Below are 12,856 nucleotides of genomic sequence, written 5' to 3'. Positions count from 1 at the left end.
CGGGGGCTTCTTCAATAATTCAAGATGCAGGGCTTATTCGCCTGCTGCGGCCGCCACATCCAGCGTCACACCCGGCCCCATGGTCGAGCTCAGAGCGATCTTCTTCATGTAGGTGCCCTTTGCGCCCGACGGCCTGGCCTTGGCCACAGCCGAGATGAAGGCACGGACGTTTTCGACCAGCTTGGCTTCGTCGAACGACGCTTTGCCAACACCAGCATGCACAACGCCGCCTTTTTCCGCCTTGAACTGAACTTCTCCACCTTTGGCTGCTTCCACGGCGGCTTTCACGTCCATGGTCACGGTGCCAACCTTGGGGTTCGGCATCAGGTTGCGGGGGCCCAGAACCTTACCCAGACGACCGACGATCGGCATCATGTCCGGGGTGGCAATGCAGCGGTCGAATTCAATGGTGCCGCCCTGAATGGTTTCCATCAGGTCTTCTGCGCCAACGATATCTGCACCTGCTTCTTTCGCTTCGTCCGCCTTGGGGCCACGTGCGAAAACAGCAACACGCATCGCTTTGCCGGTGCCGTTCGGCAGGCCAACAACGCCGCGCACCATCTGGTCCGCGTGACGGGTGTCAACGCCTAGGTTCAGAGCGATTTCGATGGTTTCGTCGAATTTCGACGTTGCATTGGCTTTGACCAGAGCAACCGCCTCGTCCACCGACAGGTTTTCTTTGCCAGCGACAGCTTCGCGCGCAGCGCGCGTACGTTTACCGAGTTTTGCCATCTTATTTCACCTCGATGCCCATAGAGCGGGCCGAGCCCAGGATGATCTGCATTGCGCCTTCAACATCGTTGGCGTTCAGATCTTTCATTTTGGCTTCGGCGATTTCGCGAACCTGCTTTGAGGTCACGGTTGCCACAGTCTCACGACCGGGGTTCTCCGCACCACGGGGGCGGTTACGCTTGCCGACCGGCTTCAGGCCGGCTGCTTTTTTCAGGTAGTAAGACGCAGGCGGCGTCTTGATGTCCATCGTGAAGGACTTGTCCTGATAATAGGTGATCACGGTCGGGCACGGAGCACCAGGCTCCATGTCTGCGGTCTTGGCGTTGAACGCCTTGCAGAATTCCATGATGTTTATGCCGCGCTGACCCAGCGCCGGACCAACTGGCGGCGACGGGTTCGCCTGACCTGCAGGAACCTGCAGTTTCATTGTACCAGCAAGCTTCTTGGCCATTTGGTTTTCCTTTCAACTCGGGTGAAACGCGTTTCACCCAGACTATGTTGCGTGGTCCGATCCGGGATCGCGATCCCAGCGACCTCCCACGAGAGAATCTCGCCCAAAGACGATAGAGGCGGCGTTTACAGGGGAATGCAGGTGTTGGCAAGTGGCGCGCCCATTTCCTCAAGAACGTTCCGAATCGAGCCACGAGAGGTTGCGTCCGGTCAAAGAAATCTCCGTCACGAGCGGCGTGAACACAAGAACCTCTGATACAGCAAAAGCGCTTGTGAACACGTGAGTTGAGCGGAATTCAGCCTTAACTCACATCAGCAATGGCGGCTGTGCTATAATCTGTCAGAATAGATTTGTTGTTGGTGGAGGTTTATTATGATCATTCGTTTAATCACAACGCTCGGCATCGCGTTGTCACTTGCCGCAACCGCCCCGCAGACCGTACGCGCCGACGCAGGCGAGGTCTTGGGCGGCGCGGTTGTTGGCGGCGTTATAGGCTATGCTATTGGCCGGGACCAGCAGAGGAAACAGCAGGCCCGAACGACGACGAGAACCACAAGGACCTACCGTCCCGGCATCCCGTCGACCTCGCAAGGTGCGCAGACTCAGACTGCGCTCAATTATTTCGGTTACAACGCCGGTCGCGTCGATGGCCAGGTCGGTCGCGGCACGCGCTCGGCCATCGAACGCTATCAGGTCTCTATGGGATATCCTGTGAACGGATATGATTTCCAACCCTATCAGCGCGACTTCCTGGTACAAGCTTATTACTGGGCGACCAATGGCGGTCAAGCGACAACTCAGCTCTCCGGGCAACCGCTTTTGATGGCCTATCGTCAACAGGTCCAGACAGGCACGGCTCTGGCCGCAGCGCCTCAGGCACCTGCGGCGGCCATTCCCGTTTTAACGCCTAAGGCACCCGAGCCCGAGATCGCCACAACCGAAACAGCATCTGCCAGCCTGCCGAGCCTGTTTTCTGGCGGAACTGGTGGCCCTTCTCTCGCCAATCGCTGCAGCGGGGTGATGCTGCAGACCTCAACAAACGGTGGGTACACGACCCTGTCCAACATGTCGGATCCAAACTTTGCGCTCAGCGAACAGTTCTGCCTGGCGCGCAGCTACGCGATGGCGCGCGGCGAGGATCTGATGCAGGATATTCAGGGACTGACGCCGGATCAGGTGACTGCGCAGTGTAACTCCTATGGTGAAATGCTGGCCCCGCAAGTGGATGCCCTGTCGCTTAGTTCAAAATCGGAAGCTGAGACCCAGATCCGCAAAGTTGCGCTGGATTCGGGGCTGAGTCCTGCAGATCTTGCTGCAACCAGCAAAGTATGTCTGGCAATGGGCTATCGTCAAGACAACATGGATACCGCTGTTGGTTCCGCGCTGATGCTGGTCGCGATGGGTGAGCCTGCCTATGGCGAACTGATCGGGCATCACCTGCGCGAAGGCTTCGGCGTCCAGGAACGCCGCGATCTTGCGATGCAGTGGTATGATGCAAGCCTTTCGGCCCTGGACGCAGGATCGCAGACCGTCTTCCTTCCGTCACAGTCCGATCGTCCCGAGCTTTTGCGGGCGGCTATGACTCAGTCGCAATAAATCTACGCAAAACAGTCTAGGTTTTCTGAGACCTCAAATGAAATCGCCGCGCTGCTTTCTGCAGCGCGGCGTTTCAAATCTCGCTGGTCGCGTTCTTAGCTTTGCTTGGTCACTTGCGTGAAGTCCAGTTCGACGGGCGTTTCGCGCCCAAAGATCGAGACCGACACCTTCAACTTCTGTGCCTCGTCGTCTACGCCTTCGACCATACCGTCGAAATCCTCGAACGGACCATCGTTGACCTTGACCTTTTCGCCCACCTCAAAGCTGATCATCAGCTTGGGCGCTTCTTCACCTTCCTGAACGCGGTTGAGAATCTGGTTGACCTCAGCGTCGCGCATAGGCATCGGGCGGCCCTGCGGGCCAAGAAAGCCGGTGACCCGGTTGATCGAGTTGATTAGGTGATAGCCCTGATCGGACATCTCCATATGCACCAGCACATAGCCGGGCATGAAACGGCGCTCGGTCGTGACTTTCTTGCCCCGGCGCACTTCGATCACCTCTTCGGTGGGCACCAGAACTTCGTCAATGTCATCCTCAAGGCCTTGTTCAGCCACCGACGTGCGGATCTGCTCTGCGATCTTCTTTTCGAAATTCGAAAGAACGCTGACCGAGTACCACCGTTTCGCCATGAACCTGTCGTCCTTGTTTGCCGTTGGGACGGCTGCGCACGCCCCTCGTTAAAATCCTATTGCGTCATCCGGAATAAAAAGCGGCGCGCAACCTGATTCGTCGCACGCCCATTCCGAATAGTTATGTCACCTACTCTGACATCGCCTGCTGTGCAAGGGGGCAGTGGTGTTTCAACGCGCACCGGCTGTCTTAGTTGAACGCACCCAGAACCAGTTGCAGACCGCCGCGAATGGCAAGATCGACCAGGGCAAAAAACACGGCAGTCAGTGCCGCCATGATAAACACCATCACCGTGGTCAACAGCACCTCGCGCCGGGTCGGCCATACGACCTTTGCAACTTCGGCACGGACTTGCTGAATGAACTGGATCGGATTTGTGGTGGCCATTAGGCTTGGTCTCTCTGCTAGCGGTTGGGCCGGACATAACCGGGCATTGCGGCAATTTCAAGGGCCGTTGACATCTCTGTCAGGGCTTGGGGCGGTCGTCCCACTCGTCGCTGAGGATGCGGCGTGAGTCACCTTCGGGGTCGTCATACTGATTGGAGCGGACGGTGTAGATGAACGCAACCAGACCAACTCCGCCCAAAAGCAGGGAAATCGGGATCAGATAGGCAAGCACTTCCATTCAGGTTACCTCAAGCGCAGCGCATTCAGAGAGACGGTAATCGATGAGGTCGACATCGCCAATGCGGCGATCAGCGGTGTCGCCAGACCGGCCACCGCAAGCGGAACGGCAATCACGTTATAGACCGTCGCAATCTGGAAGTTTTCCCGAATCCGCTTGGTTGCCTTCGTCGCCGTGTCGCAGGCGTCAGCTATCGGCGACAGATCGTTGCCCAACAACACGATGTCCGAGGCCACCCGCGCCGCATCCAGCGCCGACGCCGGAGAGATTGAGGCATGCGCTGACGCCAGCGCGGCAGTATCATTCAAACCGTCGCCGACCATCAGAACGCGACTTCCCTGCTCGCTGAGGTCCTGAATGCGTGCAGCTTTGTCCTGAGGCAGCGCCTCGGCGATCCACTCTTCGATCCCCAACCGTTCGGCCAATGCCCGCACGGCACCCTGCGTGTCCCCCGACATCAGGATGACCCGTTTGCCTGCGCGTTTGAACGCCTGAACGGCCTCAACGGCACCGGACCGCAAGCTGTCCGCAAACCGGAATTCCACCGGAGCTTGCTCACCCACTGACAGCCACGCGGATGTCTGCGCACCCGGCTCTGCCCCGACCCATTGTGCGCGGCCCAGCCGGACGCGTTGCCCACGATACGCGCCTTCGGTTCCGTAGCCGGGTATCTCGGCAATGTTATCCACCTTAGCTGGCACGATCCCGGCGGCACGTGCCGCTTTGGCCAGCGCAACAGACAGCGGATGCGCGGACGCCTCGGCCAACGCCAGAGCAATCTCAAGTCCCGCGCGCCGATGATTCGCAAGATTGATCAGTTCCGGCGCGCCCGAAGTGAGTGTTCCGGTCTTGTCAAAGACCACCGTGTCCACCTCGGCTAGCCGCTCAAGCGCGGTAGCGTGTTTGATCAGCATGCCCTTGCGGAACAACCGACCTGACGCAGCCGTCGTGACCGCCGGAACGGCAAGGCCCAGGGCGCAAGGGCACGTGATGATCAGAACGGCGGCAGCGATATTCAGTGCCGTGCGAATGTCACCTGAATAAATATACCAGCCCAGAAAACTGAGCGCTGACAGGATATGCACGCCGGGTGCATAGAGCTTGGCCGCCTTGTCCGTCAGCGAAGTATAGCGAGACCGTCCCGACTCGGCGATTGCCACCAGATCCGCCATGCGGTGCAGCGATGTATCTTCCCCCACGGCTGTCGCACGGATCGTGAGCGGCCCGGTCAGGTTGACCTCACCCGCGCTGACGACAAGGCCCTCGCTGGCGAATACGGGCAACGTCTCACCTGTCAGAAGGGACCGATCCAGCTCGGACTGGCCCGAAACGATTTCACCATCCACGGGCATCCGCCCACCGGGGCGCACAAGGATCAGGTCTCCAACTACAAGGGCCGATACGGCAACTTCTTCTTCGACATCCCCAACCAACCGAATGGCGCGGGGTACCTCAAGCGCGGTCAGCTCTTCGGCGGCGGACCGTGCGGCCGCACGCGTGCGATAGTCCAGATAGCGCCCCGCCAGCAGGAAAAACGTCAGGGTCAGCGCGGCATCGAAATAAGCATGTTTCCCGCTCAGCGCCGTTTCCCAAAGCGAGGTCACAAGCGCCAGCAGGATCGCCAGCACAATCGGCACATCCATATTCAGACGCCGAACGCGCAGCGCGCTCCAGGCATTGGCAAAAAACGGTTGCGCAGAAAATGCGATGGCCGGCAGGGCAATCGCTGCCGAAATCCAATGGAACATGTCCCGCGTCGCGTCGGTAGCACCTGACCAGACCGATACCGACAGCAGCATCACGTTCATCGAAGCAAAGCCCGCCACGGCCAGACGCATCAGCAAATCCCGGCCCGCTTTGTCGGCTTGTGTGGCAGACAGGGCTTCCGGGTCTAGCTCATGCGCCTCAAACCCGACCCGCTCCAGAACGGATATCAGGTCAGCGGCGCGAACGTGCGGCGCGGCTTTGATCATCGCGCGCTTCAAAGTCAGATTGACGCGCGCATCCTCAATGCCCGGAACTTGGTTCAGCTCACGCTCGACAGTGGCAATGCAGGCAGAACAGTGTATGCCCGGCAAAGACAGTGCGATCTGCACATCTTCGGGCACCGGACGCGCAGGCTCAGCCGGGGATGCGATGCATCCCGGACAGGCTGCGGTTCCGGGGGAAAGATGCGCCGTCATACCCTATCCTTTGATATAGAGCGGCACGCGCTGTGAAAACTCGGACCCGTCGCGATCTTTTGCAACCAGCCGAATGTTCCAATTGCCTGCACTCAGCGCAGCAGGCGCCGCATATGCCGCGCCGTCAAACGTGAAGTCCGGCGCAAAATCATCTCGGACATGCGTGGCGCGCCCGACAACTGCCTGCAGCTCGGCAACCTCTACCGGTGTGCCTTGCGCGTCCGTGATGTAGAGGACCAGAAGCCCCCCCGTGACCTCGGCTTTCACATCCCAGCCCAGCGCTTGCTGCTCCAGCAGCCGCTCGTTGAATTCCTGACTGGCAACGTAAGAGTTCTTAACCTCAAGCCCGGGAAAGGTCTTGACCGCGCTATAGGCCAGAATGAGATTGACCGTGATGATCACGCCGAAAGCTGCAACAAAAACGGCCAGAGCGTGTTTTCCAGTAAACTTACGTTCTGCCATATTACTCTCCTCGCCCGTTGAATGTGGTGTCTTTTGAGGCGCGTTCACCATTGCTCAGGTCCTCAACCCAGATGCGGACCGGCGTCGTATCTGCCGCCGCTGGACCGGTCTCTTTCGCGGCCGTGATGTAGACACGGGTCAACTGCGCGGTATCCGCAGTAACATTGACGGTATCGAGGTCCACGCCCTCAATCTCGATCTGCAGCGCTGGATCACCGCTGAGCGAAAGCTTGAACATGCGATCATCGCCATGCTTGTTCCGCAGACGTACATCATACGTATTGCGGATCGTGCCATCCGACATTGTCACAAATGTCGGGTTCCGCACGGGGGCAACCGTCAGGTCGATATCCGAGCGGATAAACAGCGCGAACAGCAACGCAATGCCCACCAGCGACCAGAGAGCGGTATACATAATCGTGCGCGCCCTGAAGATGTGCTTCCACACACTCTTGGGTGCTTGCCCGGCGCGCTCGTGTGTCTCATCACTCAGAGCCATATAATCGATCAACCCGCGCGGCTTGCCGATCTTTTCCATCATGTCGTCGCATGCATCGATGCACAAAGCACAGGTGATGCATTCCAGTTGCTGGCCATCCCGAATGTCGATGCCAACGGGACAGACATTGACGCAGGCCATACAGTCGATGCAGTCCCCAAGCTCTGAATCTGCAGTTCGCTTGCCCTTACCGCGCGGCTCTCCGCGCCACTCGCGGTAGCCAACAACCAGGGTATCCTCGTCCATCATGGCTGCCTGAATCCTGGGCCATGGGCAGGCATAGATACAAATCTGCTCGCGTGCGAAACCGCCAAACAGGAAGGTCGTCCCGGTCAGAATCAGAACAGTTGTGTAGGCAACCGGATGGGCATTTCCAGTGACCAGATCACGCAGCAGTGTCGGCGCGTCCGCGAAATAAAAGACCCATGCCCCGCCGGTCGCGAGACCAATCAGCACCCACGCGACCCACTTTGTGACGCGCAACCGGGCCTTGCGAAAATCCAGTTTCTTCTGGCGGTGCAAACGCAGGCGGGCATTTCTGTCGCCCTCAATCCAGCGTTCGACCAGAATGAACAGGTCGGTCCAGACCGTTTGCGGGCACGCATAGCCACACCAGACCCGTCCCAGCGCCGAGGTGAACAGAAACAGTCCGAGGCCCGCCATGATCAGCAAGCCCGCCACAAAATAGAACTCGTGCGGCCAAATCTCGATCCAGAAGAAGTAAAAGCGCCGGTTGGCCAGATCCAGCAGAACCGCCTGATCCGGTAAACTGGGACCCCGATCCCATCTGATCCATGGCGTCAGGTAGTAGATACCCAGCGTGACCACCAGAATGATCCATTTGAGGTTACGGAATGGCCCGGACACACGTCTGGGAAATATCGGCTCCCTGGCAGCATAGAGGCTGGGGGCGGGGTTGGAATCGCTCACGGGCTGGCTCCACCAAGTACGGCGCTAATGTTGTGGCTTGTCCCAGATCATACAGGCGGCAACTTTGATATGTGTCAAAAGCGCATCGCGAAGACACCTTTTGTCACACCCAACAGCCTATCACGAATCTGGACCGCCATGGACCTTGTTTTTATTGTGTTAGAAGGGCACCGGCTGTTCAGGAAACGCGCGAACAGATGGAACAGCCGGCACCCAAGCCTTCGGGCGGCAAGCCGCCCGAAGGTATCTCATTACACTTACTGACCGCCACCCAACTGGTGGACATAGGCCGAAACCGCACGGATTTGCGCCTCGGTTAGGCGGGTATCCCACGGCGGCATGACGCCAAACCGACTGTTGGTTACGGTTTCGGTCAGAGCTTCTTCGCTGCCCCCATAAAGCCAGATGGCGTCGGTCAGATTCGGAGCGCCTTGGAAGACGTCGCCTTTGCCGTCTTCGCCATGACAAGCCGCGCAGTTGTCTTCGAAGACAACCTTGCCGGCTTGCGCAGCAGCATCATCAGTCTGGGCATTGGTCAGCGACATCACATACTGAACCACTTGCGTGATCTCGTCATGTTCGAGGATTTCGCCAAAAGCCGGCATTTCGGAGTAGCGTGTATCATCGCTTTCCTCGCTGCGGATACCATAGCTGACGGTGGTGACGATGTCATCCAATGTCCCACCCCAAAGCCATGCATCATCCAGCAGGTTCGGGAAACCGGGCGCACCCTGCGCACCAGAACCATGACACTGGGCGCACCATGTCCGGAAAACCGCGCCACCGGCGTTAACAGCATATTGCTGCAACTCGGGATCCTTGGATATATCGTCCAGCGGAGTTTCGACAAGCTTGGCGTTCCACGGGGCGTTTGCTTCCTCGAACGCAACCATTTCCTCTTGCACCAGCGCGCGTGAGGACCAGCCCATAACGCCCGCAGTCGCCGATTGGACCAGAGGCCACGCCGGGTACATGATCGTATAGATCACAGCCCAAATGATCGTGACGTAGAAGGTCCACAGCCACCACCGCGGCATCGGATTGTCGAACTCTTCGATACCGTCCCAGCTGTGACCCGTTGTGTTCGGATCACCCGGCTGTTTTTCAGGTGTCTTGCTCATTTACTCGCCTCCTCGGATTCGGCGGGTTTGTCTTGATGCCGGAAGGGGATGTTAGCGGTGTCCTTATATTCCTTGCTGGCACCGGGGCGGAAAACCCAGACTACGATGCCAATGAAGAACAGGAACAACAGCAACAGCATCCAACTGTCCGCGAACTGTCTCAGGAGTGTGTATTCTTCCATCACATCCTCCTTTAACGGCTTGCGTCCGGGGTGAAGGTCGAGAAGTCGACCAGCGTGCCCAGCATCTGCAGGTAGGCGATCAGCGCATCGGCCTCGGTCAGTTCGGGCTGACCATCAAAGTTCCGTACGTTGACCTTTTCGCCATAGCGTTCCAGCAGACCATCAAAATCGCTGTCCGGATCGGCCTGCGCGCGGAAATCAGCCACAGCGTTTTCCAGCATCTCGTCGGTATAAGGCGTCCCGACCAGCGCGTTTGCCGCCATGATGTCACCGATATACTTGCCGTCGATCTTGCGATTTTCGAGGAAGCCATATTTCGGCATCACCGATTCCGGCACAACCGACTGCGGATCGCGCATGTGATCCACGTGCCACTGGTCCGAATAGCGGCCACCGACGCGCGCCAGATCAGGCCCCGTGCGTTTCGATCCCCACTGGAACGGGTGGTCATACATCGACTCGGCCGCCAGCGAGTAGTGGCCATAGCGTTCGACCTCATCCCGCATCGGGCGGATCATCTGGCTGTGGCAGACATAGCAGCCTTCGCGGATGTAGATTTCGCGCCCCGCCATTTCGAGAGGGGTGTAGGGCCTCATGCCCTCCACCTTCTCGATTGTGTTCTCAAGATAGAACAGCGGGGTGATCTGAACGATGCCACCGATGGTCACGACCAGAAAGCTGAAGATCAGCAGGAGGGTCGCGTTGGTCTCGAGGATCTTATGTTTGTCGAGAATTGCCATTGCTCCGGCCCTCCTTATTCAGCCGGGACTGCAACGGTCAGGCTGGCTTCTTTGGCCGGCGCTTTCCGTACAGTCATCCACAGGTTGTAGCACATGATCACCGAGCCAGCGAGGAACAGGACCCCACCTAGACCACGCACCACGTACATCGGGAACTTGGCAGCCACAGTGTCGGCGAACGAGTTCACCAGGAAGCCGTTGGCATCCACCTCGCGCCACATCAGGCCTTCCATGATACCGGTGACCCACATCGACGCGGCGTAAAGCACGATGCCGATGGTAGCGAGCCAGAAGTGCCAGCTGACCATCTGCAGCGAGTACAGACGCTCACGCTTCCACAGGACGGGCACCAGGAAGTACAGCGCACCAAAGGTGATCATGCCGTTCCAACCCAACGCGCCCGAGTGCACGTGGCCAATGGTCCAGTCGGTGTAGTGGCTAAGCGAGTTCACAGCGCGGATCGACATCATCGGACCCTCGAAAGTAGACATACCATAGAAGCCGACCGAGATGACCATCATACGGATGATCGGGTCAGTGCGCAGCTTGTCCCAAGCGCCCGACAGGGTCATCAGACCGTTGATCATACCACCCCAGGACGGCATCCACAGCACGACAGAGAACACCATACCCAGCGTCGAAGCCCAGTCAGGCAGCGCGGTATAGTGCAGGTGGTGCGGACCGGCCCAGATATACAGGAAGATCAGAGCCCAGAAGTGGATGATCGACAGCTTGTAGCTAAACACCGGACGCTCGGCCTGTTTCGGGATGAAGTAGTACATCATGCCCAGGAAGCCCGCAGTCAGGAAGAAGCCGACAGCATTGTGGCCGTACCACCACTGGATCATCGCATCCTGAACACCCGACCAGACGATCACCGATTTCGAGCCCCAGATGCTGACTGGAATAGTCATGTTGTTGACCAAGTGCAGCATGGCAACGGTGACGATGAAGGCCAGATAGAACCAGTTGGCCACATAGATGTGAGGTTCTTTCCGCTTGATGATCGTACCGAGGTACACGGCCAGATAGGCCACCCAGACGATGGTCAGCCACAGGTCGACATACCACTCAGGCTCGGCATATTCCTTGGACTGCGTGCCACCCAGGACATAGCCGGTCGCGGCCAGCACGATGAATAGCTGATACCCCCAGAACACGAACCAAGCCAGATTTCCGCCCCACAGGCGCGCGGCGCTTGTCCGCTGGACCACATAGAACGAGGTTGCGATCAACGCGTTACCCCCAAAGGCAAAAATCACCGCTGATGTATGCAGCGGACGCAAACGGCCAAAGTTCAGATAGCCCTGCGCCCATTCAAAGTTGAGACCCGGAAAGGCCAGCTGGAACGCAATGAAGGTCCCTGCGAGGAACCCGACTACGCCCCAGAATGCGGTCGCGATCACGCCATAGCGGATCACGTCATCCATGTACTCTCCGGAGCGATCGACAAGAATATCTGGCTCATCGGTGTTTCTAAGCGTCCAGATGAACAAGCCGCCGGCGATCAACATCACCAGAATTGCATGTACCTGATACGCCAAATCGCGTGCATAGTTGGACCCTATCGCAGCAAACACCACGACGAGACCAAGCACGATCAGCTTGATGTAATTTGACATATTGCGTCCCTTTGCCATGCCCCGCGCTGTTTCGTGCCGCACGGAACCTATTTGACTGGCTGCTGTATCGTCCAACAGCGGCGATTTCTGCTTTGATCTGCATCAAGACAATAGCGCGTTTTCTGTGACACGCATAAACGAATGAATATGTTTGCGGGTCTTCTCAGGCTGACCGCTTCGAAAAACGAGGTCGAAATGGCGTATAAATCTCTTCTCACGATCATGACCGAAACCCGCTTTGCGAAACCTGCGTTGGCCCAGATGGCGGCGCTGGCCGAGGCGCAGGATGCGCATGCTGAGACACTGTGCCTTGGCGTGGATCGCAGTCAGACCGGGTATTACTATGCCGGCGCCAACGCCCTGATTCTGCAGGAAACGCTGAGCCGAGCGAATGCGGAAGCCGAAGAGATCCTCACCTTCGCCCAGGATTTCATGGGAAAGACCGGAGTGCGCTGGTCTGCCGAAAACGGTGTAGCGCAGATTTCGGATCTGAGTCGTCATGTCGCCCACCGGGCGCGCTTTTCCGATCTTGTGTTGCTGCCCAAACCTTATGGCAAGGATCGCAAGACCGAGGCAGAAGCCATCGTCGAAGCCGCGATGTTTGAAGGCCATGCGCCGGTTCTGGTGGTTCCCGACGAAGCGCAGCCTTTCTCTCATCCGCGCAACGTGATGATCGGATGGAATGAAAGCATTGAGGCGATGAACGCAATTCGCCGGGCCCTGCCCTTTCTGAAACAAGCAGAGTTGGTGCGAATCGTTGTGATCGACCCGCCGAGCCACGGGCCCGACCGTTCCGACCCCGGTGGTATGCTGTCTCAGATGCTGGCCAGACACGGCGTGAAATGCGAGATCGACGTCCTGAGCAAAACCATGACGCGCGTATCCGACATTCTGAATCGCCATGCGATCGACACCGAAACCGATATGATTGTTATGGGAGCCTATGGTCATTCCCGCTTCCGTGAGGCCATTCTGGGCGGTGCCACCCGTAACATGCTGGAACGCTCGTCCGTACCCGTCTTTCTGACGCACTGAGGGGACTCATCGCCGCAGGTGCTCTCGGCCGCCGGACCACCCGGTTCG

14 protein-coding genes are annotated in these 12,856 nt (G+C 58.2%); 2 read left to right on the top strand and 12 right to left on the bottom strand.

Translation table 11 applies throughout. From position 1 onward, the window contains the following. Window positions 1–33 precede the first annotated feature (33 nt). Both rplA and rplK read right to left on the bottom strand, forming a co-directional pair. Window positions 34–732 (bottom strand): 50S ribosomal protein L1, encoded by a 699-nt coding sequence (gene rplA, locus ACR0I7_RS10385; RefSeq protein ID WP_480510669.1) that lies wholly within the window; start codon window positions 730–732, stop codon window positions 34–36. A 1-nt stretch (window position 733) separates the two neighbouring features. Further along, window positions 734–1,183 (bottom strand): 50S ribosomal protein L11, encoded by a 450-nt coding sequence (gene rplK / locus ACR0I7_RS10380; RefSeq protein WP_010440985.1) that lies wholly within the window; start codon window positions 1,181–1,183, stop codon window positions 734–736. 372 nt (window positions 1,184–1,555) lie between these two features. Between rplK and ACR0I7_RS10375 the strand changes: the two genes are divergently transcribed. After that, the gene (locus ACR0I7_RS10375) at window positions 1,556–2,779 is read left to right on the top strand and encodes a peptidoglycan-binding domain-containing protein (RefSeq protein WP_480510667.1); all 1,224 of its coding nucleotides are present in this window, start codon (window positions 1,556–1,558) and stop codon (window positions 2,777–2,779) included. 95 nt (window positions 2,780–2,874) lie between these two features. On the opposite strand, the gene nusG is transcribed toward ACR0I7_RS10375, so the two are convergent. The 10 genes from nusG to ccoN all read right to left on the bottom strand — a co-directional run bounded on the left by nusG (window position 2,875) and on the right by ccoN (window position 11,773). Beyond that, complete coding sequence (gene nusG / locus ACR0I7_RS10370) at window positions 2,875–3,408, bottom strand: transcription termination/antitermination protein NusG (RefSeq protein ID WP_008758130.1); 534 nt, start codon at window positions 3,406–3,408, stop codon at window positions 2,875–2,877. A gap of 190 nt (window positions 3,409–3,598) precedes the next feature. Beyond that, on the bottom strand, window positions 3,599–3,796 hold the full coding sequence (gene secE, locus ACR0I7_RS10365) for a preprotein translocase subunit SecE (RefSeq protein WP_480510665.1): 198 nt from the start codon (window positions 3,794–3,796) through the stop codon (window positions 3,599–3,601). 79 nt (window positions 3,797–3,875) lie between these two features. Beyond that, window positions 3,876–4,034, bottom strand: coding sequence for a cbb3-type cytochrome oxidase assembly protein CcoS (ccoS, locus tag ACR0I7_RS10360; protein ID WP_480510663.1), 159 nt, complete (start codon window positions 4,032–4,034; stop codon window positions 3,876–3,878). Between the two features lie 5 nt (window positions 4,035–4,039). After that, the gene (locus ACR0I7_RS10355) at window positions 4,040–6,217 is read right to left on the bottom strand and encodes a heavy metal translocating P-type ATPase (protein ID WP_480510661.1); all 2,178 of its coding nucleotides are present in this window, start codon (window positions 6,215–6,217) and stop codon (window positions 4,040–4,042) included. A 3-nt stretch (window positions 6,218–6,220) separates the two neighbouring features. Beyond that, window positions 6,221–6,679 (bottom strand): FixH family protein, encoded by a 459-nt coding sequence (locus ACR0I7_RS10350; protein ID WP_480510659.1) that lies wholly within the window; start codon window positions 6,677–6,679, stop codon window positions 6,221–6,223. A gap of 1 nt (window position 6,680) precedes the next feature. After that, complete coding sequence (gene ccoG / locus ACR0I7_RS10345; RefSeq protein ID WP_480510657.1) at window positions 6,681–8,108, bottom strand: cytochrome c oxidase accessory protein CcoG; 1,428 nt, start codon at window positions 8,106–8,108, stop codon at window positions 6,681–6,683. 257 nt (window positions 8,109–8,365) lie between these two features. Beyond that, complete coding sequence (gene ccoP / locus ACR0I7_RS10340; protein ID WP_480510656.1) at window positions 8,366–9,229, bottom strand: cytochrome-c oxidase, cbb3-type subunit III; 864 nt, start codon at window positions 9,227–9,229, stop codon at window positions 8,366–8,368. Beyond that, complete coding sequence (locus ACR0I7_RS10335; protein WP_480510654.1) at window positions 9,226–9,411, bottom strand: cbb3-type cytochrome c oxidase subunit 3; 186 nt, start codon at window positions 9,409–9,411, stop codon at window positions 9,226–9,228. The genes ccoP and ACR0I7_RS10335 overlap by 4 nt, the downstream gene beginning before the upstream one ends. A gap of 11 nt (window positions 9,412–9,422) precedes the next feature. Further along, entirely contained in the window at window positions 9,423–10,151 is a 729-nt protein-coding gene (gene ccoO, locus ACR0I7_RS10330) for a cytochrome-c oxidase, cbb3-type subunit II (RefSeq protein ID WP_480510652.1), read from the bottom strand. Between the two features lie 14 nt (window positions 10,152–10,165). Beyond that, window positions 10,166–11,773: a cytochrome-c oxidase, cbb3-type subunit I gene (gene ccoN / locus ACR0I7_RS10325; protein WP_480510650.1), complete on the bottom strand. Its 1,608-nt coding sequence runs from the start codon at window positions 11,771–11,773 to the stop codon at window positions 10,166–10,168. Window positions 11,774–11,968: 195 nt separating this feature from the next. On the opposite strand from ccoN, the gene ACR0I7_RS10320 reads away from it, so the two are divergent. Next, a complete protein-coding gene (locus tag ACR0I7_RS10320) occupies window positions 11,969–12,808 on the top strand; it encodes a universal stress protein (protein ID WP_480510715.1) in 840 nt (279 codons plus the stop codon). The last annotated feature ends 48 nt before the right edge of the window (window positions 12,809–12,856 follow it).

It is taken from the genome of Ruegeria sp. AM1 (assembly GCF_056540745.1).
The sequence above is the reverse complement of the archived record's forward strand: the minus strand, read 5'-3'. Positions and strand labels throughout refer to the sequence as shown.

What these genes read in the sequence shown, in the direction of transcription:
- rplA (WP_480510669.1), bottom strand. Translation starts at nt 732, where the DNA reads ATGGCAAAACTCGGTAAACGTACGCGCGCTGCGCGCGAAGCTGTCGCT.
- rplK (WP_010440985.1), bottom strand. Translation starts at nt 1,183, where the DNA reads ATGGCCAAGAAGCTTGCTGGTACAATGAAACTGCAGGTTCCTGCAGGT.
- ACR0I7_RS10375 (WP_480510667.1), top strand. Translation starts at nt 1,556, where the DNA reads ATGATCATTCGTTTAATCACAACGCTCGGCATCGCGTTGTCACTTGCC.
- nusG (WP_008758130.1), bottom strand. Translation starts at nt 3,408, where the DNA reads ATGGCGAAACGGTGGTACTCGGTCAGCGTTCTTTCGAATTTCGAAAAG.
- secE (WP_480510665.1), bottom strand. Translation starts at nt 3,796, where the DNA reads ATGGCCACCACAAATCCGATCCAGTTCATTCAGCAAGTCCGTGCCGAA.
- ccoS (WP_480510663.1), bottom strand. Translation starts at nt 4,034, where the DNA reads ATGGAAGTGCTTGCCTATCTGATCCCGATTTCCCTGCTTTTGGGCGGA.
- ACR0I7_RS10355 (WP_480510661.1), bottom strand. Translation starts at nt 6,217, where the DNA reads ATGACGGCGCATCTTTCCCCCGGAACCGCAGCCTGTCCGGGATGCATC.
- ACR0I7_RS10350 (WP_480510659.1), bottom strand. Translation starts at nt 6,679, where the DNA reads ATGGCAGAACGTAAGTTTACTGGAAAACACGCTCTGGCCGTTTTTGTT.
- ccoP (WP_480510656.1), bottom strand. Translation starts at nt 9,229, where the DNA reads ATGAGCAAGACACCTGAAAAACAGCCGGGTGATCCGAACACAACGGGT.
- ACR0I7_RS10335 (WP_480510654.1), bottom strand. Translation starts at nt 9,411, where the DNA reads ATGGAAGAATACACACTCCTGAGACAGTTCGCGGACAGTTGGATGCTG.
- ccoO (WP_480510652.1), bottom strand. Translation starts at nt 10,151, where the DNA reads ATGGCAATTCTCGACAAACATAAGATCCTCGAGACCAACGCGACCCTC.
- ccoN (WP_480510650.1), bottom strand. Translation starts at nt 11,773, where the DNA reads ATGTCAAATTACATCAAGCTGATCGTGCTTGGTCTCGTCGTGGTGTTT.
- ACR0I7_RS10320 (WP_480510715.1), top strand. Translation starts at nt 11,969, where the DNA reads ATGGCGTATAAATCTCTTCTCACGATCATGACCGAAACCCGCTTTGCG.